This is a genomic window from Paracoccus alkenifer, from assembly GCF_900108405.1.
GTDB lineage: Bacteria > Pseudomonadota > Alphaproteobacteria > Rhodobacterales > Rhodobacteraceae > Paracoccus > Paracoccus alkenifer.
In genome coordinates, this window is the sequence record NZ_FNXG01000005.1 from 150,032 (window position 1) to 175,810 (window position 25,779).

The following is a 25,779-nucleotide window of genomic DNA, read 5'->3' on the forward strand; positions in this document are numbered from 1 at the left end:
AAAAAGCCGCCGCGAGGGAACGCGGCGGCGGGCTTGTCACTGCGGCCGGATCGGGATCAGCCCTTTTTCAGGCAGCGGTTGCCCAGCAGTTCGGCCACCTGAATTGCATTCAGCGCCGCGCCCTTGCGCAAATTATCGCTGACGCACCACAGGTTCAGCCCGTTTTCCACCGACGGATCCTGACGGATGCGGCTGACATAGGTGGCATCCTCGCCCGCGGCCTCGATCGGGGTGACGTAGCCGCCCGGCTCGCGCTTGTCGACGACCAGCACCCCGGGGGATTCGCGCAGGATGTCGCGGGCCTCGTCCTCGTCCAGGAAATCCTCGAACTCGACGTTGATCGATTCGGCATGGCCGACGAATACCGGTACCCGCACGCAGGTCGCCGTCACCTTGATCGAGGGGTCGATGATCTTCTTGGTCTCGACCACCATTTTCCATTCTTCCTTGGTGTCGCCGCTGTCCATGAAGGCGTCGATCTGGGGAATGGCGTTGAAGGCGATCTGGCGCTGGAACTTGGACGGCTCGACCTCTTGGCCGGGGACATACATCCCCTTGGTCTGGTTCCACAATTCGTCCATGCCGTCCTTGCCGGCGCCGGAAACCGACTGATAGGTGCTGACCACCACCCGCTTGATCCGCGCCCGGTCGTGCAGCGGCTTCAGCGCCACCACCATCTGCGCGGTCGAGCAGTTGGGGTTGGCGATGATCATTTTCTGGCGATAACCCTCGATCGCGTCCGGGTTCACCTCGGGGACGATCAGCGGCACCTCGGGGTCGTAGCGATAAAGCGACGAGTTATCGATCACCACGCAGCCCTGGCTGGCGGCGATGGGGGCGTATTTCCGGGTCGCCTCCGAGCCGATGGCGAACAGCGCGATGTCGTAGCCGGTGAAATCGAACCCGTCGATGTCCTTGGTTTTCAGGGTCTTGTCGCCATAGCTGACCTCGGTGCCAAGGCTCCGGCGTGACGCCAGAGCCACCACCTCATCGGCAGGAAACTGGCGCTCGGCCAGAATATTCAGCATTTCACGGCCCACGTTGCCCGTGGCGCCCGCGACGACAACCCTGTAGCCCATCGGCATCCCTTTCAAATCAAGACGGCGGGACATAGCCGAAATTGCACGCAAAGTGAAGGCGGCGCGGTGGCAATGGGTATTTGGACCAGAAAGAAGCCGCAGGGGTTTCTTTCTGGCATAAATACCCACAAGACAGGGCCGAAACAGCCCAAGGAAGCCGCCGATGACCGAACCCGAATTCGCGCCCGCAGGGGCGGACAGCCGCCCGCTGTGGCTGGTGTCGCAGGGCGATGCTGGGCCGCTTTGGCCCGAGGGGATCGACCCGGCGTTTCCGCTGGCCGCCGGGTTTTTGGGTAAGTCGGGGCAGCTGTGCCTGTTGCCCGGGCCGGGGGGCGTGGCGGGCGCGCTGTTCGGCATCGGCTGCCCCGCCACCCCTGCCGACCGGCCCGCGCGTGAGCGGTTCACCATGGCCCGCGCCGCCGAGGCGCTGCCCGAAGGCGCCTGGCGGATTGAGGGCGCGCCTGCAGGCTATGACCTGACCCATGCCGCGCTGGGCTGGCTGTTTGCCCAATATCGTTTCAACCGCTACAAACCGGCCGAGCCGCCCAAGGCGCGGCTGGTCTGCCCCAATGGCGTCGATGCGGTGCAGCTGCTGGCGATGGCCGCAGGCGAATATCTGGCCCGCGACCTGATCAACACCCCCGCCGCCGATCTGGGGCCGGCTGATCTGGAAGAAGTCGCGCGCGATCTTGCCGCCCGCCACGGGGCCGAGGTAAATGTGATCACAGGCGCCGCGCTGGCAAAGGGATTTCCGATGATCCACGCTGTCGGCCGTGCAGCTGGCCCGGGGCGCGCGCCGCGGCTGATCGAGCTGCGCTTTCCGGGCGGCGGCCCGGCGGTGGCGCTGGTCGGCAAGGGGGTCTGCTTTGACACCGGCGGGCTGGACATCAAGCCCTCGTCCTCGATGCTGCTGATGAAAAAGGACATGGGCGGCGCCGCCAATGTGCTGGGTCTGGCCGAGACGCTGGCCCGGCTGGGACGCGCCGGCGGGCTGCGGGTGCTGATCCCGGCGGTGGAAAACGCCGTCGCCGGCGACAGTTTCCGCCCCGGCGACGTGCTGACCAGCCGCAAGGGCCTGACGGTCGAGGTCAACAACACCGACGCCGAGGGCCGGCTGGTCCTGGCCGATGCGCTGGCCTGGGCGGCCGAGGAAACGCCCGCGCTGATGGTGTCGATGGCCACGCTGACCGGCGCGGCGCGGGTGGCCCTTGGCCCCGACCTGCCGCCGTTCTTTTGCGATGACGATGCGGCGGCGGATGCGCTGTATCGCGCCGGTTGTGATCACGCCGATCCGGTCTGGCGCCTGCCCTTTTGGGAGCCCTACGAGGCGATGATCGAGCCGGCCATCGCCGATCTGGACAACGCGCCCTCGGGCGGGTTTGCGGGCGCCATCACCGCCGCGCTGTTCCTGCGCCGTTTCGCCGAGGGCGCTGGACGCTATGTGCATTTCGACATCTACGGCTGGCAGCCTGCGGCCGCGCCGGGCCGGCCCAAGGGCGGCGTGGGGCAGGGGATGCGCGCGATCCTGCATGCGCTGCCCGAGTTGGTTTGATGGATCGCCGCCTGACCCCTGCGACTGATCGCGTGGCGCTGCGCGGCACCGGGGTGGCGCGGGATGTGATCACGGACGGAGAGCAGCGGCGGGTGGCGATGCCGTTGGTGGACCTGTGCCGCGCCCCCGACGGTCCCCGCGACCGGCAACTGCTGTTCGGCGCGGATGTGCTGCTGATCGAGGCGCGGGACGGCTGGGGTTTCGTGCAGGCCGCTGCGGACGGGTATTGCGGCTGGGTGCCTCTGGCGGCTCTGGGCGATGCAGGCGATGTGATCACACGCCGGGTCAGCGCGCCGGCGACGCATGTCTACCCCGCCCCCGACTTCAAGCAGCGGGAAACCCTGTCGCTGTCGCTGGGGTCGCGGCTGGCGGCGACCGGGGTCGAGGGGCGCTTTGCCCGGCTGGCAGGGGGCGGGTTCGTGCCGCTGCAACATCTGTCGGACCAGCCCGGCGACGCGGCAGAGATTGCGGTGTCGCTGCTGGGTACCCCCTATCTTTGGGGTGGCAACAGCCGCTGGGGCATCGACTGCTCGGGCCTCGTGCAGGCGGCGCTGCATGGCGCGGGTGTTGCCTGCCCGGGCGACAGCGACCTGCAATGCGCGGCCTTTCCCGAAGCCGCGATGATCCAGCGCGGCGACCTGCTGTTCTGGCCGGGTCATGTGGCGCTGGCGCTGGATTCGGCCACAATGATTCATGCCACCGCCTTTGCCATGGCTGTGATCACAGAACCGATCTCTGACGCCATCGCCCGGATCGAGGCCGCCGGCGAGGGGCCGTTCCTGGGTGCAAGACGACCGCGGCTGGACGACCGCATCAGCTTTCCGTAACTGTCGTGCGGAAATTAACCTGCAATTTACCCGCAGCAGGTAACGTGGTGCTGACGAAGGGGAATCGCATGGTGTATCTGTGGGTTCGGGCGGAAAGCCGCCCCAATGAGGACAGGGTCGGCATCACCCCCGATGGCGCGCGCGACCTGATCCGCCGCGGCTTTCGCGTCTCGGTCGAGGACAGCCCGCGCCGGGTGATCCCGACGGCGGAGTATCGCGCCGCGGGTGCCTCGATCGTGGCCGAGGGAACGTGGCCCGAGGCGCCGCAAGATGCGATCATCCTTGGCCTCAAGGAACTGCCCGATGACAGTTCGGCCCTGCCCCATCGCCACATCATGTTCGGCCATGCCTTCAAGGGCCAGCCCGCCGGGCAGACGCTGTTGCGGCGGTTTCGCGCGGGCGGCGGGCGGCTTTACGACCTGGAATATCTGCTGGACGACCACGGGCGGCGGCTGGCGGCCTTTGGTTACTGGGCGGGCTATGCCGGCGCGGCGGTATCGCTGAAATCCTGGGCGGCGCAGCAGCGGGGCGGCATCTGCGGCCCGGTCGGCACCTACCACGACAAGGATGCGCTGGCGGCCGAGCTGCGGGCCGAACTGGACGCCACCGGCCAACCCCGCCCCCGCGCCATCGTCATCGGCGCGCGCGGCCGCGTCGGCTCTGGCGCCGCCGATCTTTGCGGGGAAATGGGCATGCGGGTCACGAAATGGGATATGGAGGAGACCGCGCATGGCGGCCCCTTCCCGGAAATCCTGCTGCACGAGATCTTTCTCAACTGCATCCTGGCGCAGCCCGGCTGCCCGGTTTTCGTGCCGGAAACCGCGGTCAACCCGGGTCGCGCGCTGCGGGTGATCGGCGATATCGCTTGCGATCCGACCAGCGAATTCAACCCGGTGCGGGTCTATGACCGCACCACCGACTGGGCCGCTCCGGCGCTGCGGGTGGCGGACAACCCGCCGCTGGACGTGATGGCCATCGATAACCTGCCCTCGATGCTGCCGCGCGAATCCAGCCGCGATTATGCCTCGCAACTGTTGCCGGTGCTGCGCGAGCTCGACACCATCGACGCCGGCCCGTGGGGGCGGGCCGCGGCGATCTTTGACACGCATCTGAAAGGGCTTCAGCCATGACCATCCATTGGGTCGGAACCGGACTGTCCTCGATTCCCGGGCTGCGGCGGCTGCTGGGCGGCAAGGCCCCGGTCACCGTCTGGAACCGCACCGTCGAAAAGGCCGAATCCGCGGTGGGTGAGCTGACCGACGACATCCGCGAATTCTCGCCCGAACGGCTGGCGGCCGAGGTCCGGCCCGGCGACGTGGTGGTTTCCATGCTGCCCGCCGACCGCCACCCGGCGCTGGCGCGCATGTGCATCGAGCGGCGGGCGCATTTCGTCAGCTCGTCCTATATCTCGCCCGAGATGGCGGCGCTGGAACAGGCCGCGATGGATGCGGGCGTCGCGCTGGTGAATGAGGTCGGGCTGGACCCCGGCATCGACCACCTGATGGCGCACGAGCTGGTGGCGGATTACCGCCAGATCGCGCAACCCGGGGATGAGGTCAGCTTTACCAGCTATTGCGGCGGGATTCCGGCCCGACCCAACCCGTTCCGCTACAAGTTTTCATGGTCTCCGCTGGGGGTGCTGCGGGCGCTGCGTTCGCCCTCGCGATCATTGCGGGACGGGGCCGAGCGGATCGTCGACCGCCCCTGGCACGCGATCGAAGCTTACGACGCGCCGCTGCCCGAACCCGAGCGGTTCGAGGTCTATCCCAACCGCGATTCGGTCGAGTTCATCGGCCAATACGGCTTTGCCCCGGACTGGAAAATCCGTGATTTCGTGCGCGGCACCCTGCGCCTGCAAGGCTGGGCCGATGCCTGGGCCGGCGTCTTTGCCGAAATCGAGACGCTGGACGGCCCCGCGGGCGAATCCCGGCTGCGCGAAATGTCCGAGCAGTTCTGGACCGAAAACGCCTATGCCGAGGGTGAACCCGACCGGGTGGTGCTGTTCGTGCGCCTGACCGCGCGCCGGGGCGGGCAGGCGGTGTTCGACCGCGAATGGGCGCTGGATGCGCGCGGCAATGCGGACGGCAGCGCGATGGCGCAGCTGGTCTCGATCCCCGTCGCGCTGGCGGTGGATGCGGTGCTGGCGGGCGGGTTCCCCCCCGGCGTTCACCCCGCGCCCGACGATCCGGCGCTGGTCGCGGGCTGGCTGGACCAGATCCGCCAGCTTGCCGACCACATGGAAAAGCTGGACCATCTGGGGCGCTGACGCCCCCTTGCGCCGGGAACGATTCCCTGCGCCCGCGGTTTCCTCTGTTCGCACGAATTTGTTTCAGGGGGATATTGCCATGAAGCTGTTGCGTTCCGTGGCTGCTGCTGCGGCCTCGTTGTTGCCGGCATTGGGGGCTGCGCAGGATTTCAACGCCGCGCCGCCCAATGCGCCGGACCAGAGCCCTGCGTTCGAGGGTCAGGCCCGCGCGCCGGTCCTGACCGACGACATCGCGCTGAAAGCGGATGTGATCACAGACGGGCTGGACCATCCTTGGGCGATGGAGCAACTGCCCGATGGCAGTTGGCTGGTGACCGAACGGCCCGGACAGATGCGGGTGATTTCCCCGGGCGGCGAGCTGTCCGATCCGATTTCGGGCCTGCCAGAGGTGGCGGCGGTCGGCCAGGGCGGCTTGCTGGATGTGCTACTGGCCGAAGATTTCGCGCAATCGCGGCGGCTGTGGTTCAGCTATGCCGCGCCGGCCGAGGGCGGCAACCACACCGCCGTCGCCACCGCCACGCTGTCTGCCGACAATTCGGCGCTGGAGGGCGTCGAGCAGATCTTTGCGCAGGTGCCGGTTTATGACGGCAGGCTGCATTTCGGCAGCCGGCTGGTTCATGCAGGCGATGGCAATCTGTTCGTGACGCTGGGCGAGCGGTCGGACACTCCGATCCGCGACACCGCGCAGCAGGACGACAACCATCTGGGCAAGCTGCTGCGGATCGACGCGATGACCGGCGCGCCGGCCGAGGGCAACCCGGGGCTTGGCCTGCCCGAGGTCTGGGCCAAGGGTTTCCGCAATGTGCAGGCCGCCGCCCGCGATGCGCAGGGGCGGTTGTGGACGGTCGAACACGGACCCAAGGGCGGGGATGAGCTGAACCGGCCCGAGCCGGGGCTGAATTACGGCTGGCCTGTGATCACATATGGGCTGGATTATGACGGCAGCCCGATCAACGACGGCATCACCGCGCAGGACGGGATGGAGCAGCCGGTCTATTACTGGGATCCCGTGATCGCCCCCTCGGGGTTGGTGTTCTATGATGGCGAGATGTTCCCCGAATGGCAGGGCGACGCCCTGATCGGGAATCTGCAAACAGATCAGGCGTTTACCCGGCTGCGGCTTGACGGCGACCGCGTGACCGGCGAGGCGCGCCATCTTTCCGGACAGGGCCGGGTCCGCGACATCGCGGTGGCCGCGGACGGTGCGGTGATGCTGCTGACGGATGAGGACAACGGCGCCCTGCTGCGGGTCAGCCGGGAATGATCGCGCCTGCTGCGGGTGTGATCACATCCGCAGCAGCTCGTCACCCTCGGCGCCGGGGGTCAGGCCAAGCGCCTCCATCCCCGATTCCAGATGGTCGGCCAGTTGCGGCTCGCCCAGCAGGTAATCCTCGGTCGGCGTGGTCTTTTCGTTGCGGGCGGTTTCGATCGCCTCGGCCAGATCCGAGGCGTCAAAGGTGCCGCGCCCGATCCACATCACGGCGGTCAGTTCGGCCTGTTCATCCTCGGTCAGGGTGCCGATGAAATCGCGCAGCTCATAAGCGCTGCGGCTGCCGCTGCCGTCCATCCCGAAATCATATTCCCGGGCTCTCAGGACGACGAAGGCGATCTTGTCGGCGCTCAGTTCGAACATGGCTGTCCTCTCTTTCGGCGCATTGTCGCCCGGGGTCGCGTGTCGGTCAATCCTTGCGGCCGAACAGCCGCTCGATATCCGCAAGCTTCAGTTCCACCCAGGTCGGGCGGCCGTGGTTGCACTGCCCGGAACGCGGCGTCCGCTCCATCTCGCGCAAAAGCGCATTCATTTCATCGGCATTCAGGCTGCGCCCCGACCGGACCGAGCCATGGCAGGCCATCGAGGACAGCACCGCGTCCAGCCGCCCCTGCAACCGGTCCGAGGCCCCCGCATCGGCCAGATCGTCCGCGATGTCGCGCAGCAGCGCCGCGGCATCAAGCCGCCCCAGCGCGGCGGGGATTTCCCGCACCACCACGCAGCCGGGGCCGAACGCCTCGATCACCAGCCCCAGCCGGTCGAGCTCCGCCGCCATGGAAAGCAGCCGCTCGGCGCCATCGCCCAGCTCGACGATTTCGGGAATCAGCAGCGCCTGGCTGGGGATGCGGGCGGCGGCGGCCTGAGTTTTCAGCCGCTCATAGACCAGCCGTTCATGCGCGGCGTGCTGGTCCACGATCACGATGCCGTCCGCGGTCTGGGCGATGATCCAGTTTTCATGCAGCTGCGCGCGGGCGGCGCCAAGCGGCGCCTCGGTCGGCGGCGCGGCAGGTTCGACCCTTGCGGCGGCGGGAAACACCGGTGCGGATTGCGGCCATGGGGTGGGTGCCTCGGCGAACCCCGCCGCCGCGTCGGGCAGGGGGGTCAGCGGTGCCTGCGCCTGATAGGCCGCAAGGGTTGCGGCGGGCGAGGGTCGGGGTTCCGGCCGGAACGCCGCCAGCGTCGCCGCGCCGCCGGTGGTCGAGGCGCGGTGCCCGGCCCCCGCCAGCGCGTGGCGCAGGCTGGCCACCACCAACCCCCGCGCCGCGTCGGGTTCGCGAAACCGCACCTCGGCCTTGGCGGGATGCACGTTCACGTCCACCCCCTGCGGGTCGCAATCTACAAACAGCACCGCCGCCGGGTGCCGCCCCGCGGGCAGCACGTCGAAATACCCCGCCCGCAGCGCCCCGGTCAGCAGCTTGTCGCGCACCGGGCGCCCGTTGACGTAAAGATGCTGCGCCACCGCTGCGCCGCGCGAATAGGTGGGCAGCGCCGCCAGCCCGGTCAGCCGCAGCCCGTCGCGTTCGGCGTCGATGGGGATGGCGTTTTCAATGAACTCGCGCCCCATGACCCGGCCAATACGGGCAGACAGCGCGTCGAACAGATCGCCCTGTTCGGTATCGGCGCGAAACAGGATGCGGGCCGCGTCCTCGTCGGTCAGGGTGAATGCGACCGAGGGTTCGGCCATGGACAGGCGGCGCACCACCTCGGCGATGGCCTGGGTTTCGGCGCGGTCGCCGCGCAGGAACCGCAGCCGGGCGGGGGTGGCAAAGAACAGGTCGCGCAGCTCGACCACGGTGCCGCGGTTGCCGGCGGCGGGGCGGACGGGGCCGATGCGCCCGCCCTCGACCGTGATGCGCGCCGCATCCGCCCCCGCCGCGCGGCTGGTGATCGACAGCCGCGCCACCGCGCCGAGGCTGGGCAGCGCCTCGCCCCGGAAACCGAAGCTGCGGATGTCCAAGAGGTCCGAGCCGTCGATCTTTGACGTGGCGTGCCGGGCCAGCGCCAGCGGCAGATCGTCGGGCGCCATGCCGCAGCCGTCGTCGCTGACCCGGATCAGCCGCTTGCCGCCGCCCGCAATGGCGATGTCGATGCGCGTGGCCCCGGCGTCCAGCGCGTTTTCCACCAGTTCCTTGACGGCCGAGGCGGGGCGTTCGACCACCTCGCCCGCCGCGATGCGGTTGGCGGTGGATTCATCAAGCTGCCGGATCAGGGGCCGGATATTGGGCGAGGAATGCGTCATGCCCCCACATATAGCATCGAGGTCCATGGCGCGAAATTGATTCTGTTCAATACCGGCGGATTGTGGAACAGCCGGCGGCGCGCGGGCGTTGACCCTGCAACAGATACAGAACTGGAACCGGCCATGAAGATCACGAGCATGATAGTTGTTGTTGCCACCCTGGCACTGGCCGCCTGCGGTCCCAACGCCGCCACTCGCGCCACCACCGGCGCGGCGACCGGTGCCGTGGTTGCAGGCCCCGTGGGGGCTGTCGCCGGCGCCGCCGTGGGCGGCAGCGGCGTGGTCAGGGTCCGCTAAGTTTCAAGGCGCCTTTCCGGGTCCTTGAGGAACGCCGCCTGTCCCGGGCGGCGTTCCGCATTTCCAGTCCATTCCCGTTTCAGTCCATTGCCGCGGGTCGCCCGACCAGCACGAATTCCAGCGCCTCGGGGTCCAGCATTCGCTGCGCGACCCGCTGCACGTCCTGGGCGGTCACTGCGCGCACCCGGTCGTTGCGGGTGTTGATGTAGTCGGGGGTCATCCCCATCAGCTGCATTCCGGCAAGAATCCCCGCGATCCGGCGGTTGCCGTCGAAACGCAGCGGGTATTCGCCGGTCAGATAGGTCTTGGCGTCGGCCAGTTCCTGTTCCGTCACGCCGTCGCGGATCTCGCCCCAGATCTGGCGCAGCAGCGCCACGGCCTCGGGCGTGCGGTCGTTGGCGGTGGCCATGCCGCCGCCCCAGCTGTCCGCCAGCACCTGATTGGACAGGCTCGAGCCGACGCCATAGGTCAGCCCGCGCTTTTCCCGGATCTCGTCCATCAGCCGCGATGAAAACCCGCCTCCGCCAAGAATATGGTTCAACACCACCGCCGCGAAATAATCCGGGTCGTCGATGGGCAGCCCGGCTTGGGCAAAGCGCACCACCGTCTGCGGGCTGTCCCAGTCAATCACCGTGGTGGCGCCGGTCAGCTGCAATTCGGGGGGGCGCGGCAGCGGCGCCGTGGCCTGCGCCGGCAGAGCGCCCAAGATACGGTCCAGCAGCAGCCCCAGCGATTGCGCGTCGATGTCGCCTGCGGCCGAGACGATCACCCGGTCGCGGGCGATCACGCTTGCGTGGGCATCCAGCAGATCCTCGCGTGTCAGGGCCGATACCGATTCAGCGGTGCCGGTCAGGGACGAGCCATAGGGGTGGTCGCCCCACATCCGCCGCGCCATCTCGATTGCGGCGATGCTGCCGGGGTCGCTGTCCTGCGACCGGATCACCGACAGCGCCTGCGCGCGCACGCGTTCCACCGCATCCGCGTCGAAACGCGGCCGGGCCAGCGCGTCGGCCAGCAGATCGGCGGCGGCATCGCGGTTTTCGGTCAGGGTGCGAAAACCGACCATCACTGCATCGTCCGAGACGTCGAACGCGGCCGAGGCCGCCAGCGCCTCCATCGCTTCGGCAAAGGCCACGGCGTCGCGGTCGCCCGCGCCCTCCTCCAGCAGCGCGGTCATCAGGTGGATGGCGCCCCGCTTGCCCGGCGCATCGACCGAGGCGCCGCCGCGAAAGGCGATCTCGATGGCGACAAAGGGGATCGAGTGATCCTCGACCAGCCAGGCGTCGATGCCCCGCGGCGAGGTGACCTGCTGGATGTCGATGGCCTGCGCGGGCAGCGCCAGCAGCAGCGTCAGCGAGATGGCGGCAAAGGCGCGGCGGATCATTGCAGCTGCTCCGATTCGGTGTCGGGGGCGGTGTCGTCGGCAAGCCCGGCCGCTTGGGGCAAGGGCGGCGCGTCGGTTTCGGCCGGTTTCAGCAGGCTGGTCACCCCGGCGCGCTCGCCCAGGGCCAGATCGGCGGCGGCGCGCACATCCTCGGCGGTGACGGCGGCCAGCAGCTCGGGCCAGTCGTTCACGTCCTCGATCCCCAGTCCGATCGCCAGCCCTTGCCCATAGTCATAGGCCCGCCCATGCGCCGAATCGCGCTGATAGATGCGGGCGGCGCGCAGCTGCGTCTTGACCCGTTCCAACTGCGCCGGGTCCGGGCCGTCGCGCCGGAAATCCGCCAGCGCCTGCATCAGCGCCGATTCCGCCGCCGCATCGTCGCTGCCGGGCGGATAGGCCATCGAGACGCTGAAGGTGGTCGGGTCCACGCTCAGCCCGTCATAGCTGGCGCCGACCCACAGCGCCTTGCCGGTCAGCACCAGCCGCTGGCCGAGGTATGAGGTCTGGGCCGAACCCGCCAGCAGCTCGGCCAGCACGCTCAGCGCGGCGGCGGTGGCCTGATCGCCGGGGTTGCGTTCCGGCACGATCACGCTGCGCGACAGCACCGGCTGCGGCACGCGCGGGTCGCTCATCTCCATCCGCCGCTCGGCGCGCTGGGCGGGTTCCTGCGGGCGCGGGGCGCGGGCGGCGGCCTGTTTCGGGGGGATGGGGCCGTAATGGGTCTGCGCCAGCTGCCGCACCTCGTCGGCGGTCACGTCGCCCGCGACCACCAGCACCGCGGCATTCGGGGCATAGTGGCGGTCATACCAGTCCAGCGCATCCTCGCGCGTGAGGTCCATCATTTCCTGCCGCCAGCCGATCACCGGGTGGCCGTAGGGGTGGTTGTAGAACTGCACGGCCAGGCGTTCCTCGGCAAACAGCGCGCGGGGGTCGCTGTCGGTGCGCTGGGCGCGTTCCTCCAGCACCACCTGCCGTTCGGCCTGCCAGTCATCCTCGCCGATGCGCAGATTCGCCATGCGGTCGGCCTCCATCCCCATCACGAGGTCGAGCCGGTCCGAGGCGATGCGCTGGAAATAGGCGGTATAGTCATAGCTGGTAAAGGCGTTGTCCATGCCGCCATTGGCGGTGACGGTCTTCGACAGCTCGCCCGGGGCCAGCTTGTCGGTGCCCTTGAACATCAGGTGTTCAAGATAATGCGCCAGCCCCGACTTGCCCGGTTCCTCGTCGGCCGAGCCGATCCGATACCAGACCATCTGCACCACCACCGGGGCACGGTGATCCTCGATCACCACCGCCTGCATGCCGTTGTTGAGGGTGAAATGGGATACGCCCGGCGGCATCTCGGCCAGCGCGGGGGTGGCGGTGGCGGCAAGCAGAATGGCAAGGGTGCGGCGCATCAACGGGCTCCGATCTTTCGCGGGGTGGCAAGAGGTTGGCCGCTGGGCGCCCGGGGCGCAAGCCGCCCGCGGTCAAGCCATGGTGAGCGGGCGCGGCTGTCTTTGGTGCCCAAATATCCCGGGGGTGCGGGGGCAGCGCCCCCGTTGCGGCGTATCCATCCCGAGTCACCGCCGGAACGGGGGGCTTTCCGCCCCCCGCACCCCCCGGAGGATATTTTTACACCAAAGACTGGAACGTTCAGCGCGTCGAGGCAGGCGGAGGCGCGCTGGGGGTCTGGGCGCCGCTGCGGCGCCAGCGTTCGTTTTCGGCCCAGCTGTCCAGTGACTGCCGGTCGTAGACCCGGTAATAGGCGTTGGCGCCGGCGACGGCCTCCATCACGCGGCGGCGGTTGCGGCCGCGGAACGCCTCGTCCTCGGCAGAGGTGACCGCGCGGATGTCGGGCTGGATGCCGGCGCGCCCGGCATGGGCCACCAGCGCCGCGTCGGCCGCGCCGATTCCCTGCGCCGCCAGATGGCCGGGGTTGCCGCCAAGTGCCGCGATGGCATCGCCCTTGGGGTTCGGGTCGGTGATGTTGCCGCCGCCCGGGGTGGGTGTGGGCAGTTCGGCCAGATCGGGGGGCATTTCCAGCGTCCTTGTCGGGACGATGGCGAATTCCTCGGGGCCGTCGCCGGATTTGCCCAGATGCATCAGCCGGCCGTCGCCGCCACAGGCGGCCAGCGTCAGCATGGAAAGAGTCAACAGAACGGCCCGCATCGCACCACCAGTCAGAGCGTCGCCCCGCTTCTAGCGCGTCTTGCGGGCGCCGTCACGGGTCTTGTCGCCTTTCGGCTTTGTGCCGGGACCGGAACGCGGCTTTCCCGCGGTTTTCCCAGCAGTTTTTGCGGCGGGTTTCCCCGGTTTCGCGTCCGGCCCCGGCCCCGGCTGCACCACCAGCCCGATCGCGCCGGCAAAGATCGCGATGTCGGCCACGTTGAAGCTGTAGGGGTTGCGCCAGTCGGGCAGCGACATGTTCAGGAAATCGGCGACCGCCCCATAGACCATGCGGTCGATCACGTTCCCCAGCGCGCCGCCGATCAGCAGCCCCGCCGCGATCTGCGCCAGCCGCCCCGGCCGCACCCGCACCAGCCACACCGCCACCCAGACGCAGATCACCAGCGCCACGGCGATCAGCACCATGCGCATCACTTCTACATCCGAACTGAACAGCCCGAAATTCACCCCCTGGTTCCACGCCATGCGCAGGTTCAGCCACGGGTCGAACACGTCGATCGCCTGCACCTGCCCAAGGTTGAGCAGCTGCACCACGATCCATTTGCTCAGCTGGTCCAGCGCCAGCACGGCCACCGCGACCCATGCTGCCCAGCCCAGCCCCGGTTTCGGCGGCGGCGCGGGCGGGGTGCGGCGGCGCCTGGGCGCCGCGGGCTTGCGGGGCGCGGGTTTGGCCGGGGCAGGGGCCGGGGCTTGGGGCGTCTGGTCCGCCGCAGGGGTGTCTTCGCTGTGGCTCATCAGTGGCGAAAGTGGCGCTGTCCGGTAAACACCATGGCAAGGCCAAGCCGGTCGGCCGCCGCGATCACCTCGTCGTCGCGCATCGAGCCGCCGGGCTGGATCACCGCGCGGGCACCGGCGGCGGCCAGCGCCTCGATCCCGTCGGCAAAGGGGAAGAACGCGTCCGAGGCCACTGCCGCGCCCTCGGTCAGGGGCGCGCTCAGGCCAAGCGCCTCGGCCATGTCCTCGGATTTGCGGCGGCCGATGCGGGTGGAATCGACCCGGCTCATCTGGCCGGCGCCGATGCCGACGGTGGCAAGGTCGCGGGCATAGACAATGGCGTTGGATTTCACATGCTTGGCGACGGTCCAGGCGAACATGAGGTCGGCCAGTTCCGCCTCGGTCGGCTGGCGCCGGGTCACGACGCGCAGGTCGGCGCGGGTCACATGGCCGTTGTCGCGGTCCTGCACCAGAAAGCCGCCCGCCACCTGCCGAAAGGTCAGCCCGCCGGCCCGCGCATCGGGCAGACCGCCCGTGGTCAGCAGGCGCAGGTTCTTTTTGGCGGCAAAGACGGCACGGGCGGCGTCGTCGGCGTCGGGGGCGATCACCACCTCGGTGAAGATCTCGGTGATGGCGCGGGCGGTGGCTTCGTCCAGCGTCCGGTTCAGTGCGATGATCCCGCCAAAGGCCGAGGTGCGGTCGCAGTCGAAAGCCCGGCGATAGGCCGATTCGAGCGTGTCCGCCCGGGCCACGCCGCAGGGGTTGGCGTGCTTGATGATCGCGACCGCGGGGCCGTCGGCCGGGGCGAACTCGGCCACCAGCTCGAACGCGGCGTCGGTGTCGTTGATGTTGTTGTAGGACAGCTCCTTGCCCTGCCACTGCCGGGCGGTGGCGACGCCGGGGCGGCCTGATCCGTCGGTGTAGAAGGCCGCCGACTGATGCGGGTTTTCGCCATAGCGCAGCGGTTGCGCGAGGGTTCCGGCAAAGGCGCGGCGGCGGGGCGTGGTCTCGCCGATGGCGCCGGCCATCCAGCTGCTGACCGCGGCGTCATAGGCGGCGGTGCGGGCATAGGCCGCCTGCGCCATGCGCTGGCGGAAGGGCAGCGAGGTCGCGCCGTCGCCCGCGTCCAGTTCCGCCAGCAGCGCGGCATAGTCCTGCACGTCGACGATGGTGGTCACATAGGCGTGGTTCTTGGCCGCGGCACGGATCATCGCCGGGCCGCCGATGTCGATGTTTTCGACGCAGTCGTCATAGGCGGCGCCCTTGGCCACCGTCGTCTCGAACGGATACAGGTTCACCGCCAGCAGGTCGATGGCGCCGATGCCGTGGGTCTCCATCGCGGCGCGGTGGTCTTGGTTGTCGCGCAGCGCCAGCAGCCCGCCGTGCACCGCCGGGTGCAGCGTCTTGACACGGCCGTCCATCATCTCGGGGAAACCGGTGATCTCGGCCACGTCGCGCACCGTCAGCCCGGCCTCGCGCAAAGCCTTGGCGGTGCCGCCGGTGGACAGCAGCTCGACCCCGCGGGCGGCCAGAGCGCGGGCGAAATCGACCAGCCCTTCCTTGTCAGACACGGAAATCAGCGCGCGGCGCAGCGGGATGCGGTCGGTCATGGCGGGCCTTCGGATGGCGGTTCGGTTGCGCCGTTTCCTAGCGGCTGCACCGCCGACAGTCCAGCGCGGCGCCGTCCGGGGCTGGCGGTGCGGGCGCCGGCCCGCTAATTGCGCCCCATGAGCTTTGTCTATCATCCGACCGCCGAACAGCCGCGCCTGATCCACGACGACGACCAGATCCTGGTGGTGGAAAAACCCGCCGGGCTGCTGTCGGTGCCGGGTCGCGGGGAAGATCGCGCCGACTGCCTGATCGCCCGGCTGCGGCTGGCGTTCCCGACCGTGCTGCTGGTGCATCGGCTGGATCTGGATACCTCGGGGGTGATGGTGTTCGCGCTGACACCGCACGCGCAGAAACACCTGGGCCAGCAGTTCGAGCGGCGGCAGGTCAAGAAAGCCTATGTGGCGCGGGTCCGGGGGCGGCTGGCGCCCGCGACCGGGCGGGTGGACCTGCCGCTGATCGTGGACTGGCCGAACCGCCCGCGGCAAAAGGTGGATCACGATCAGGGCCGCCCGGCGCAGACCGACTGGCGGGTGATCCGCGCAGGCGACGATGAAACCCGCGTGCGGCTGTTCCCGCTGACCGGGCGCAGCCACCAGCTGCGGGTGCATATGGCCAGCCTCGGCCACCCGATCCTGGGCGATACGCTGTATGCGACCGGCGCGGCCGCTGATCATCCGCGGCTGATGCTGCACGCCGAATCGCTGCGCCTGCGCCACCCCGACAGCAACGTGATGCACGGTTTCACCGCCAAGCCGCCGTTCTAGGCCGCCCGCAGGGATCGTTTCGGCGCCGCGCACGTTGGGCCGCCGTCAAGGAGAGATCACCATGCGTATCCGCCATCTCGCGGCCGCTCTGGCCGCTGTTGCCGCGCTGTCCGCCTGCGCCCGGGCCGTCATGACCCGCGTCCCCCGCGGCATCACCCCGGTCGAGGGGTTTCAGGCCGACCGCTACATGGGCCGCTGGTATGAAATCGCCCGGCTGGACCACCGGTTCGAGCGCGGCATGACCGACGTCACCGCCGAATACCGGCTTGAACAGGACGGCACGGTGCAGGTGGTCAACAGCGGGCTGCGCAAGGGCCAGCGCCGGTCGGCCCGCGCCACGGCGCGGTTCCGGGGCGATCCCTCGGTCGCCAGCCTCGCGGTCACGTTTTTCCCCGGGTTTCCCGGCGGCTATCATGTATTCGCGCTGGATCAGGATTACCGCTGGGCGCTGGTCTCAGGGCCGGACCGCGGCTATCTGTGGATCCTCGCCCGCGACCCCGAGATCGAGCCGGGGCTTTACCGCGAACTGGTCGGAATCGCGCGGGATCGCGGCTTTCCGGTGGACCGGCTGATCCGGGTCAGGCACGGCGATGCGCCTGACCCCTGACCCGCACCCGCCCCCTGACGCGCCCCCTAAAGCACATAACGCGACAGATCGGCCGAGCGCGCGAGGTCGCCCAGCTGCGATTCGACGAAAGCGCCGTCCACCACCACCCGCTCGCCCCGGCGGTCGGGGGCGGTAAAGGACAGATCCTCGAACACCCGCTCGATCACCGTGTAAAGCCGGCGCGCGCCGATGTTTTCCACGCTGCCGTTCACCTCGGCGGCGATGCGGGCCAGGGCGGCGATGCCGTCCTCGGTAAAGCTGACCTCGACGCCCTCGGTCCGCATCAGCTCGGCATATTGCAGGGTCAGGGCGTTGTCGGTTTCGGTCAGGATGCGGATGAAGTCTGCCTCGGTCAGGGCCCGCAGCTCGACCCGGATCGGCAGGCGGCCCTGCAATTCGGGCAGCAGGTCGCTGGGCTTGGCGATGTGGAACGCCCCCGAGGCGATGAACAGGATGTGATCGGTGCGCACGGGGCCGTATTTCGTGGAAACCGTGGTGCCCTCGATCAGCGGCAGCAGGTCGCGCTGCACGCCCTCGCGCGAGATCTCGCCGCCGCGCGAATCGCTGCGGGCGCAGACCTTGTCGATCTCGTCGATAAAGACGATGCCCGATTGCTGCACCGATTCCAGCGCCGCGGCCTTGATCTGTTCGTCGTCCAGCAGCTTGTCGGCCTCTTCCGCGATCAGCAGGTCATAGGATTGCGCCACCGTGACCTTGCGCCGCACCCGGCGGCCGCCGAACGCCTTCATCAGCGCCGACAGGTCCATCATCTGCCCCATGCCGGGCTGGCCTGGAATCTCCATCCCCAAGGGGGATGAGCTGTCGTTCAGCTCCAGCTCGATCACCGTGTCGTCCAGCTCGCCGCGCTTGAGCTTGCCGCGAAACAGCTCGCGCGTCTGCTCGCGCGCACCCTCGCCGGCCAAGGCGGCGATCACCCGGTCCTCGGCGGCGGCGCGGGCGCGCGCGGTCACCTGCTCGCGCATCCGCTGGCGGGTCTCGACCATGGCGGCGTCGGCCAGGTCGCGGATGATCTGTTCCACGTCGCGGCCGACATAGCCGACCTCGGTGAACTTGGTGGCCTCGACCTTGACGAAAGGGGCGTGGGCCAGCTTCGCCAGCCGCCGGCTGATCTCGGTCTTGCCGACGCCGGTGGGGCCGATCATCAGGATGTTCTTGGGATAAACCTCGTCGCGCAGCTCGTCGGACAGCTGCTGGCGGCGCCAGCGGTTGCGCATCGCCACCGCGACCGCGCGCTTGGCATCGGCCTGCCCGATGATGAAGCGGTCAAGCTCGGCGGTGATCTGGCGGGGGGTCAGGTCGGTCATGGGCCGCAGGCTCCGTTCGTTCTTCATCATGAAAATATCCCGGGGTCCGGGGCAGCGCCCCGGTCCGGCGGCGCCGTCATCAGGCGCCGATCCGTTCCACGGTCAGGTTGCCGTTGGTATAGACGCAGATCTCGGCGGCGATCGCCATGGCGCGGCGGGCAATGGCCTCGGCGTCCAGATCGCCGTCCATCAGCGCCCGCGCCGCCGCCAGGGCGTAGTTCCCGCCCGAGCCGATGGCCGCCACATCATGTTCGGGTTCCAGCACGTCGCCGGCGCCGGTGACGACGTAAAGCTGGGCGCCGTCGGTGACGATCAGCATCGCCTCAAGGTTGCGCAGGTATTTGTCGGTGCGCCAGTCCTTGGCCAGTTCGACACAGGCGCGCTGCAACTGCCCGGGCGCGGATTCCAGCTTTTTCTCAAGCCGCTCCAGCAGGGTAAAGGCATCGGCGGTCGAGCCGGCAAACCCCACCACCACGTCGCGCCCGCCCGGCGACAGGCGGCGGACCTTGCGGGCGGTCGCCTTCATCACGGTCTGGCCGACACTGACCTGCCCGTCGCCGGCCACCACCACCTCGGCCCCGCGGCGCACCGCAAGGATGGTGGTGCCGTGCCAACCGGGGAAACGCTCGTCGCTCATCTCGTCCTCGTCCGTTGTCGCGCCATCAGATATGGGCGCGTGGCCGCTTTCGCAACGCGGGCGCGCGGATTATGGCTGGGCCCATGGAACCCACCCCGACCCTGCGCGTCCACCTGCACGGGCAGATGCTGGCCTCGGCCCGCGCCGGCAGGTTTCCGGCGATGGCGGTGCTGGCGGATACGGTGCGCGCGCAGGGCTGGCGGGTGGCGTTCGAGCCTGCGTCGGCCGCCCCCGACCCCGAGCCGCCGCCGGGCGATTATGCGCTGCTTTACATGCGGCGGCCGCTGCACCCGCGCTGCCTGACGCTGCGCCGCGCCTATCACTATCCGTTCTGGAGCATCGAGCCGGTGGCCGAGCGCTGGCGCTTTGCCGTCGCCCTTGCCGCGTTCGACCCGGGCAGCGTGGACCCGGCCCGCGCCGCCGCCTTTGTCCAGCGCCTGCGCCAGCGGGTGCTGCCCGGCCCGCCGCCCACCCGCGGCGACCATGTGCTGGTGCCCCTTCAGGGCCATATCCGCCGCGCCCGGTCGTTCCAGACCGCCAGCCCTGTCGAGATGCTGGATGCCGCCTGCCGCGTCAGCGACCGCCCGGTCGTGGCCACGCTGCACCCGTCCGAGCATTATGACCACGCCGACCACCAGGCGCTGGCACAGTTGCAGCGCCGCCACCCGAACCTGACCATCGGCGGCGACACCATGGCGCTGCTGCGCGACTGCGCATTCGTGGTGGCGCAGAACAGCGCGGTGGCGTTCGATGGGCTGATTCTGGACAAGCCGGTGGTGCTGTTCGCGCAGATCGACTTTCACCACCCCTGCCTGAACGTGGCGGACCTCGGCGCCCAGACCGCGCTTGCCGCCGCCGCGACTGCCCGGCCCGACCACGCGCCCTATCTGTGGTGGTTTCTCAAGCAGCGCGCCATCGACGCGCAGGCGCCGGATGCGGGGGCGCGGATGCTGGCGGCGATGCGGCGCGGCGGCTGGCCGATCTGAGCCTTCGGGGCTTGCGCCCGCCCGCCCGCTTGCCGCAGTTTCGGCCGGAATCGGGCAAGGGGCGGGTCATGTCGGAACATGTGGTCATCATCGGCGCGGGGCAGGGCGGCTTGCAGGTCGTGGCCAGCCTGCGGCAGGACGGGTTCGCGGGGCGCATCACCCTGATCGGGGACGAGCCGGGCCTGCCCTACCAGCGCCCGCCGCTGAGCAAGGGCTACATGGCCGATGGCGACGCCAGCCGGCTGGCGCTGAAACCGCAGGGGTTCTTTGAAACCGAGGGTGTGGATTACCGCCCCGAAACCACCGCCGCCCGGATCGACCTTGCCGCCGGCCGGGTCGTGCTGGCGGGGGGCGAGGCGCTGGGCTTTGACCGGCTGGTGCTGGCCACCGGCGCGCGCAACATCCGCCCGCCGCTGCCCGGGATCGAGCTGCCGGGGGTGCATCTGCTGCGCGGGCTGGCGGATGCGGCGGCGCTGCGGGATGCCATGGCGGGTGCACGGCGGGCGGTGGTGATCGGCGGCGGCTTCATCGGGCTTGAGTTCGCGGCCGTCGCCGCCGCGGCGGGTGTCGAGGTCACGGTGATCGAGGCCGCCCCCCGCCTGATGGCGCGCGCGGTGACGCCGCCGACCTCGGCGCGGTTTCTTGATTTCCACCGCGGCGCGGGGGTCGATGTGCGTCTGGGCGCGCTGGGCGCCGCGATCCTTGGTGACGAAAGCGCCAGCGGCGTGGCGCTGGCCGACGGCCACACCATCCCCGCCGATCTGGTGCTGGTCGCGGTGGGCGTGCGCCCGAATGTCGAGCTGGCGCAGGACGCAGGGCTTGCGGTCGCCGACGGCATCACCGTGGACGGGCATCTGCGGACCAGTGACCCGAGGGTCTTTGCCATCGGCGATTGCGCGAATTTCCCGCTGGGCGGGCGGCACGTCCGGCTGGAATCGGTGCAGGCCGCCGCCGACCACGCCCGCCATGTCGCGCGCACCATCGCGGGGGCCGAGCAGCCCCCTTATGACGCGCTGCCGTGGTTCTGGTCCGATCAGGGGCCATTGAAGTTGCAGATCGCCGGGCTTTCGGCCGGCTGGGATGCGACCCACCCCTTGCAGGACGCCACCGGCGCCACCGACACGGTGCTGGTGTTTCGCGAGGACCGGCTGATCGCGGTCGAGACGGTCAATCAGGCCGGCCGCCACATGGCCGCGCGCCGCCTGCTGGCGCAGCCCGGCGGCATTACCCGCGACACGCTGGCCGCCCATGACCATGACCTGCGCGCGGCACTGGCGGCGCGTTAAAGCGACAGGATCCGCGCGCCCGGGCAGTGTTCGCGCGCCAGATCGCAGATGTGGCTGTGGTGGGTCAGATAGATGACCTGACAGCGGCGCGAGACCTCGGACAGCGCCGCCAGCGCCCGCGCGCTGCGGGCGTCGTCAAAGGTTTCCATGATGTCGTCGGCGATCACCGGCACCGGCCCGTGCGCCGTGGCCCATTCATGGAAACCCGCGATGCGCAGCGCCAGATACAGCTGGAACCGCGTGCCCTTGGACATCATCGCGGGTTCCTTGGACCCGCCCTCGGCGGTCAGCGCGATCAGCCGCTCAGAGCCGTTGCCGGGCTGGGCGGTCAGGCCGGAATAGGCCCCCCCGGTGATCGCCGCGAACACGTCCGAGGCGCGGGCCAGCATCCCGCTGCGGTGGCGGTCGCGATAGCTGCGCAGCGCGTGGTCGGTGGCGATGACGCCGGCGCGGTCGCGCAGCCAGCGGCGCGATTCGTCCTCGATCTGCAACAGCAGGGCACGGCGGCGGGCCTCGATCAGCGCCACGCGGTCGTCGCCGGGCACATCGTCCAGCGCCGCCTGCGCGCGGTAAAGCGTCTGGCGGGCGGGTTCCAGCCGCGCCTCGGCCTCGGCGCAGTGGCTTTCGGCGCGGGCCAGCGTCTCGCGCAGGCTGTCGGCCGAGGCGGGGTCCAGCCGCGCGGCGGCTTCCTCGACGCTGGCGGTGCCAAGCGCGGTGCGGATCTGCGCAGACAGCCATGCGGCCCGGCGGCGCAATTCGTCGCGCCGGGCGATACGCGCCAGCGCCGCCTGTGCCCCGGCCAGATCCGAGGCCCCCAGTTGCGGCAGGATCGCCGCCGCCTCGGCGTCCAGCCGGGCGCGGCGCTGCTGCAACCCCGCGCCGATGGCCTTGGCGCGGGCAAGCTCGTCGCCAAGCGCCTGCTGGGCGGCATCAATGCGGCGGGCCTCGGCCAGACGGGCGACGGCGGCGGCGTGGCGGGCAAGGGGGGCGTCCGGCGGCAGCGCCAGCGCCCCGGCCAGCCGGTCGACGGCGGCGGCGAAGGCGGCCTGATCGTCCTGCATGGCGCTGGTGCGGTGGCGCAGTTCCTCGGCCCGCGCCAGTGCCGCGCCAAGCTCGCGCAGCAGCGGGATCAGCGCCCGCAGCCGCCCGGCGTCGGGGGGCGCGTCGGCCAGGAAACTGCCGGCGCAGGCCCGCGCCAGCGCCTGTTCCCAATCGTCCAGCGCCCGCTGTCGCGCGGCCTTTGCCCGCTGTCGTGCGGCAAGTTCGCGGGTCAGGCGCAGGCGTTCCGCCCGGCGCGCGCTTTCAGCCCCGGCGCGGTCCAGCAGGCGCTCGGCCTCGGCCGTCAGCTGGCGCAGGTCGCCGGCGGCTGGCTGGCCGGTGGCCCGCAGCGCCGCCGCCAGCGCATCCTGCGCCTGTGCGGCCTCGGCCTTGGCGCGGTCCGATTGGCGGCGGGCGGCGTCGGCCTCATCCGCCAGATCCAGCGCGCGGTCGCGGCGCGACAGCCAGCCGGGCAGTTCGGCCAGCGGGTCCAGAGGGTCGCAGCCGGGCAGGATCGCCCCCACCTGCGCGGCCAGATCGGCGCGCAGATCGGTCAGGGCGGATTCGGCCGCTGCCAATCCTTCGTCTGCCGCCCTAGCCAGACGCTCGGCCGCGCCCGCATCGGCGCGCGCGGCGTAAAGCCGGCCGATCTCGGCGGCGCGGTCGATCTGGGCGGTCAGCGCAAGGTCATGCGCCTGCATCGCCCCGTGGAACGTATCGGCTGAATCGCGGTCCAGCGCCGCCAGATGCGCAGCCCAGGCCGCATCCCGTTCCGCACGCAGCGCCTCGGCGCGGGCGGGGTCGGCGGGGCCGATGCTGTCGGCCAGCGCATCGCGTTCGGCGCGGCGTCGGCGCAGGTCATCCGCGCGCTCGGCTTTGACGCGGGCGGCGGTGTCGCGGGCCGCTGTCGCCGCATCCAGCCGCGCCTGCCAACCCGCCAACCGCTGGGCCGAGGGCACGGCCAGCGTCCGCAACCCATCCGCATCGCCCCGCCACGGCGCCAGCCGCGCCAGGGCGGCATCGCGGCGGGCCACCGCCTCGGCCAGCGCGGCGGCGGCCTGATCGCGGCGCAACGCCAGATCGGCGCGGTGCAGCGGTGCCATGGCGGCGCGCAGATCGGCGATGGCGCGATCCTCGGCGCCCTCGTCCTTTAGCGGACCACCGGCGGCGGCGAGTTCGTCGGCCCGCGCCTCGGCCTCGGCCCGCGCCGAGGCAAGATGCGCGGCCAGCCCCTCATGCGCGGTGGCAAGTTCCGCCAGATGGTCCAGCGCTGCCGGATCGACCCGCAGCGCGGTGGGGACGGTGCCCTTGGCGATGCGTTCGCCCAGCGTGGCGGCAGTGGCCTCGGCCCGCGTAAGCTCGGCCAGCCGTCGGGGCAGGTCATCGCGGGCGGCAAGAAAACGGACGCGCAGATCCTCGTCGAACGCGGGGTCGTCGGCCAGCGCCAGCGCCTGGGGGTCGGGGGTCAGCGCGGCCAGTTCATCGGCGATTCGGGTCAGCGCCTGCGTGTTGAGCGCGGTTTCGGTGCGCAGGCGCAGCTGTTCCTCGATCAGCCGCGGGACCGCCGTGTCCCAGCCGGGCGCCATGTCGGGCAGCAACTCCAGCGGCGCAAGCTCGGCGGCGACATCGGCCCATTCCGCCAGCCACGGCAGCGCATCCAGCGCCGCCTTGGCCGCATCGCGGGCGGCAACGGCGCGCGAGCGTGCACCCGCGGCCTCGTCATGGGCGGCGCGCGCAAGCCCCAGCGCATCGCGCCGCGCCCGATAGTCCGAGGCAAGCACGTCCAGCCCCCGCCGCTCGGCCGTCAGCGCATCCAGCGCGGCCAGATGTTCGCGCAGCGTGGTCTTGCGCCCGCCCTTGCGGTGGAAACCGTCCGCGTCCTCGCGCAGCCGGTCCAGCTGCTGGCCCAGCTCGGCCAGCCCGGCGCTGGCGGAAAACAGCAGCTGCCCCAAATCGCCCTGGCTGGACAGGATCGAATCGCCGCCGCGCTCCATCGTCATTGCGTCCAGCGCGAACATGTCGGCGCAGGAGGCGCGGTCGATGCCGCCCATGGCGCCGTGCAGCAGCGTGTCCGGGACCGGGCGGCCATCTGCATCGGACAGCGAATCGCGGTCCTTTTTCACCCGGCGCAGCTCGCGCGTCCCGCCGGGCAGGTCCAGCAGCGCCCCGATCTGCAAGGCCGGATAGGGGTGCAGGAAATTATAGCTGGTGGTGCGGCCGATACCGAACAGCAGGTCCAGCCACGCGTTCAACAGGGTGGACTTGCCGGCCTCGTTGGGGCCGTGGACGATATGCAGGTCGGGCTGGCCGGGGGTGGCGGGGCCAAAGTCCAGCACCCGGTCGGTAAAGCCGCCATAGCGGGTCAGGTCCAGCCGCAGCAGCCGCATCACGCCGCCCCGTCGTCGTGACTTGCGCCTGCAAGACGCGCGATCGCATCCTCGGTCCCTTCGCGCGCCAGCTCGGCCAGGGTCGCGTCCAGCGCGGCGGCATCGGCGCCGAAATTGCCGCGCAGCTCGGCGGGCAGCAGGCGCAGCAGGTCATCGGCTGCGGCGCGCAGCTCGGCGGTGAAATCGGGGCTACCCAGAACCTCGGCCGCGATCAGCCGCCCCAGCTCGGGCAGCGGGGCGCCGTCGGGTGCGGGCTGGTCGGCGCTGTCGAGCGTGCAGAGGCTCGAAAGTTTTTCGATCCAGACCCGGCCGGTGGCCTCGGCCGCCGCCTCGGCCTCGGCCTGCAACAGGTCAAGATCGCGCCGGATCCGCCAGGCCAGCGGCGTCGCCCCCACCAGCACCACCCGCGCCACCAGATGGGGCGAACGCGCGGTTTCACGCGCGCCTTCCAGCGCGGTGCGCAGCCGGGCGACCAGAGCGGGCCATTCCGTCAGCCCCGCGGCGTCCACGCGCAGCTCGGCGAACTCGGCGATGCTGGTCAGCCGGTCTTCGATCACCATGCCGCCGCCGGGCGGGATCGTCACCAGCACCACCCCGCGCGGGCCGGATTCGCCGATGTCGCGGCCCTGCGGGATGCCGGGCATCACGATCTGCGCCCGCCCGGCGACCTGCCGCGAAGGCTTGTGGATATGCCCCAGCGCCCAGTAATCATAGCCCCAGCGCCCCAGATCGACGGGGGAGACCGGCGCATAGGGGTCATGCCTGGCCGCGCCGCCAAGGCTTGTGTGCATCAGCCCGATATTCACCGCATCGGCGACCGGAGGCGGGTAATCCCCCAGCCGCGAGACCTCGGCCCGGTGATCGCGAAAGCTAAGCCCGTGCAGGACCACGGGGGTCGCGCCGTCGGGGCGAGGCAGGGCGATCGCCTCGGGCTGGTCGCCGTAGACATGGACGAGGTCGGGCAGCACCAGCTCGCGCGTGATCCGTGACAGCGCGTCGTGATTGCCGCGGATGATGTGGACCGCGATTCCGGCCTGATCCAGCCGCCCCAGCTGCGCGGCCAGAAACCGCGCCGTGGTCATCGAGGTCTGGTCGCCGTCGTAAAGATCGCCCGCCAGCAGCAGCGCATCCACCCGCTCGGCCAGACACAGATCGACGATGTTGACGAACGCCTGCCGTGTCGCGGTGCCGATCAGCTCGGCCACCTGCGGCGCCCGCAGCGCGAGCGAGCGCAGCGGGCTGTCCAGATGGATGTCGGCGGCATGGACGAAACGAAAGCTCATTTGCGCGGGACTGTTCCCCGGACCGGCGGCAAGTGCAAGCGGCGCCGGGATCATGGGT

The 25,779-nt window shown here is 70.2% G+C and carries 22 protein-coding genes; 10 read left to right on the top strand and 12 right to left on the bottom strand.

What is annotated here, in order from left to right; all coding sequences use genetic code 11:
* Positions 1–56 precede the first annotated feature (56 nt).
* Positions 57–1,079 carry an aspartate-semialdehyde dehydrogenase gene (locus tag BLW83_RS12845; RefSeq protein WP_090848700.1) on the bottom strand — a complete coding sequence of 341 codons (1,023 nt, stop codon included), beginning with the start codon at positions 1,077–1,079 and terminating at the stop codon, positions 57–59.
* Positions 1,080–1,242: 163 nt separating this feature from the next.
* Here BLW83_RS12845 and BLW83_RS12850 point away from each other — a divergent pair, with 163 nt between their 5' ends.
* The 5 genes from BLW83_RS12850 to BLW83_RS12870 all read left to right on the top strand — a co-directional run bounded on the left by BLW83_RS12850 (position 1,243) and on the right by BLW83_RS12870 (position 6,988).
* The gene (locus tag BLW83_RS12850) at positions 1,243–2,631 is read left to right on the top strand and encodes a leucyl aminopeptidase family protein (RefSeq protein ID WP_090848632.1); all 1,389 of its coding nucleotides are present in this window, start codon (positions 1,243–1,245) and stop codon (positions 2,629–2,631) included.
* The gene (locus BLW83_RS12855) at positions 2,631–3,458 is read left to right on the top strand and encodes a C40 family peptidase (RefSeq protein WP_090848633.1); all 828 of its coding nucleotides are present in this window, start codon (positions 2,631–2,633) and stop codon (positions 3,456–3,458) included. The genes BLW83_RS12850 and BLW83_RS12855 overlap by 1 nt, the downstream gene beginning before the upstream one ends.
* 68 nt (positions 3,459–3,526) lie before the next feature.
* The gene (locus BLW83_RS12860; protein ID WP_090848701.1) at positions 3,527–4,588 is read left to right on the top strand and encodes a saccharopine dehydrogenase; all 1,062 of its coding nucleotides are present in this window, start codon (positions 3,527–3,529) and stop codon (positions 4,586–4,588) included.
* Positions 4,585–5,724: a saccharopine dehydrogenase family protein gene (locus tag BLW83_RS12865; protein WP_090848634.1), complete on the top strand. Its 1,140-nt coding sequence runs from the start codon at positions 4,585–4,587 to the stop codon at positions 5,722–5,724. The genes BLW83_RS12860 and BLW83_RS12865 overlap by 4 nt, the downstream gene beginning before the upstream one ends.
* A gap of 79 nt (positions 5,725–5,803) precedes the next feature.
* Positions 5,804–6,988, top strand: coding sequence for a PQQ-dependent sugar dehydrogenase (locus BLW83_RS12870; RefSeq protein WP_090848635.1), 1,185 nt, complete (start codon positions 5,804–5,806; stop codon positions 6,986–6,988).
* A 21-nt stretch (positions 6,989–7,009) separates the two neighbouring features.
* On the opposite strand, the gene BLW83_RS12875 is transcribed toward BLW83_RS12870, so the two are convergent.
* Positions 7,010–7,357 carry a DUF3775 domain-containing protein gene (locus BLW83_RS12875; protein ID WP_090848636.1) on the bottom strand — a complete coding sequence of 116 codons (348 nt, stop codon included), beginning with the start codon at positions 7,355–7,357 and terminating at the stop codon, positions 7,010–7,012.
* 46 nt (positions 7,358–7,403) lie between these two features.
* Positions 7,404–9,233, bottom strand: a complete 1,830-nt coding sequence (gene mutL / locus BLW83_RS12880; protein ID WP_090848637.1) for a DNA mismatch repair endonuclease MutL — start codon at positions 9,231–9,233, stop codon at positions 7,404–7,406.
* Between mutL and BLW83_RS15535 the strand changes: the two genes are divergently transcribed.
* A complete protein-coding gene (locus tag BLW83_RS15535; RefSeq protein WP_143042842.1) occupies positions 9,225–9,530 on the top strand; it encodes a hypothetical protein in 306 nt (101 codons plus the stop codon). The two genes, mutL and BLW83_RS15535, sit on opposite strands and share 9 nt — an antisense overlap.
* Before the next feature lie 79 nt (positions 9,531–9,609).
* On the opposite strand, the gene BLW83_RS12885 is transcribed toward BLW83_RS15535, so the two are convergent.
* The 5 genes from BLW83_RS12885 to purH all read right to left on the bottom strand — a co-directional run bounded on the left by BLW83_RS12885 (position 9,610) and on the right by purH (position 15,407).
* Positions 9,610–10,914: a M16 family metallopeptidase gene (locus tag BLW83_RS12885; protein ID WP_090848638.1), complete on the bottom strand. Its 1,305-nt coding sequence runs from the start codon at positions 10,912–10,914 to the stop codon at positions 9,610–9,612.
* Positions 10,911–12,311 carry a M16 family metallopeptidase gene (locus BLW83_RS12890; RefSeq protein ID WP_090848639.1) on the bottom strand — a complete coding sequence of 467 codons (1,401 nt, stop codon included), beginning with the start codon at positions 12,309–12,311 and terminating at the stop codon, positions 10,911–10,913. Before BLW83_RS12890 ends, BLW83_RS12885 begins: the two co-directional genes overlap by 4 nt.
* 238 nt (positions 12,312–12,549) lie before the next feature.
* Positions 12,550–13,065 carry a DUF3035 domain-containing protein gene (locus tag BLW83_RS12895; RefSeq protein WP_090848640.1) on the bottom strand — a complete coding sequence of 172 codons (516 nt, stop codon included), beginning with the start codon at positions 13,063–13,065 and terminating at the stop codon, positions 12,550–12,552.
* Between the two features lie 30 nt (positions 13,066–13,095).
* Entirely contained in the window at positions 13,096–13,818 is a 723-nt protein-coding gene (gene lspA, locus BLW83_RS12900; RefSeq protein ID WP_090848641.1) for a signal peptidase II, read from the bottom strand.
* Positions 13,818–15,407, bottom strand: coding sequence for a bifunctional phosphoribosylaminoimidazolecarboxamide formyltransferase/IMP cyclohydrolase (gene purH / locus BLW83_RS12905; protein WP_090848642.1), 1,590 nt, complete (start codon positions 15,405–15,407; stop codon positions 13,818–13,820). Before purH ends, lspA begins: the two co-directional genes overlap by 1 nt.
* Positions 15,408–15,524: 117 nt before the next feature.
* Between purH and BLW83_RS12910 the strand changes: the two genes are divergently transcribed.
* A complete protein-coding gene (locus BLW83_RS12910) occupies positions 15,525–16,172 on the top strand; it encodes a pseudouridine synthase (RefSeq protein WP_090848643.1) in 648 nt (215 codons plus the stop codon).
* Positions 16,173–16,233: 61 nt separating this feature from the next.
* Complete coding sequence (locus BLW83_RS12915; RefSeq protein WP_090848644.1) at positions 16,234–16,779, top strand: lipocalin family protein; 546 nt, start codon at positions 16,234–16,236, stop codon at positions 16,777–16,779.
* 26 nt (positions 16,780–16,805) lie between these two features.
* On the opposite strand, the gene hslU is transcribed toward BLW83_RS12915, so the two are convergent.
* Together hslU and hslV are read right to left on the bottom strand one after the other, a co-directional pair.
* The gene (hslU, locus tag BLW83_RS12920; protein WP_090848702.1) at positions 16,806–18,104 is read right to left on the bottom strand and encodes an ATP-dependent protease ATPase subunit HslU; all 1,299 of its coding nucleotides are present in this window, start codon (positions 18,102–18,104) and stop codon (positions 16,806–16,808) included.
* Between the two features lie 79 nt (positions 18,105–18,183).
* A complete protein-coding gene (gene hslV / locus BLW83_RS12925; RefSeq protein WP_090848645.1) occupies positions 18,184–18,741 on the bottom strand; it encodes an ATP-dependent protease subunit HslV in 558 nt (185 codons plus the stop codon).
* An 83-nt stretch (positions 18,742–18,824) separates the two neighbouring features.
* On the opposite strand from hslV, the gene BLW83_RS12930 reads away from it, so the two are divergent.
* Both BLW83_RS12930 and BLW83_RS12935 read left to right on the top strand, forming a co-directional pair.
* Positions 18,825–19,727 (top strand): hypothetical protein, encoded by a 903-nt coding sequence (locus BLW83_RS12930; RefSeq protein WP_090848646.1) that lies wholly within the window; start codon positions 18,825–18,827, stop codon positions 19,725–19,727.
* Positions 19,728–19,795: 68 nt separating this feature from the next.
* On the top strand, positions 19,796–21,013 hold the full coding sequence (locus BLW83_RS12935) for an NAD(P)/FAD-dependent oxidoreductase (RefSeq protein ID WP_090848647.1): 1,218 nt from the start codon (positions 19,796–19,798) through the stop codon (positions 21,011–21,013).
* Here BLW83_RS12935 and BLW83_RS12940 read toward each other — a convergent pair.
* Together BLW83_RS12940 and BLW83_RS12945 are read right to left on the bottom strand one after the other, a co-directional pair.
* Positions 21,010–24,438 carry a YhaN family protein gene (locus BLW83_RS12940; RefSeq protein ID WP_090848648.1) on the bottom strand — a complete coding sequence of 1,143 codons (3,429 nt, stop codon included), beginning with the start codon at positions 24,436–24,438 and terminating at the stop codon, positions 21,010–21,012. The genes BLW83_RS12935 and BLW83_RS12940 overlap by 4 nt on opposite strands.
* Positions 24,438–25,721 carry a metallophosphoesterase family protein gene (locus BLW83_RS12945; RefSeq protein ID WP_090848703.1) on the bottom strand — a complete coding sequence of 428 codons (1,284 nt, stop codon included), beginning with the start codon at positions 25,719–25,721 and terminating at the stop codon, positions 24,438–24,440. The genes BLW83_RS12940 and BLW83_RS12945 overlap by 1 nt, the downstream gene beginning before the upstream one ends.
* Positions 25,722–25,779 lie beyond the last annotated feature (58 nt).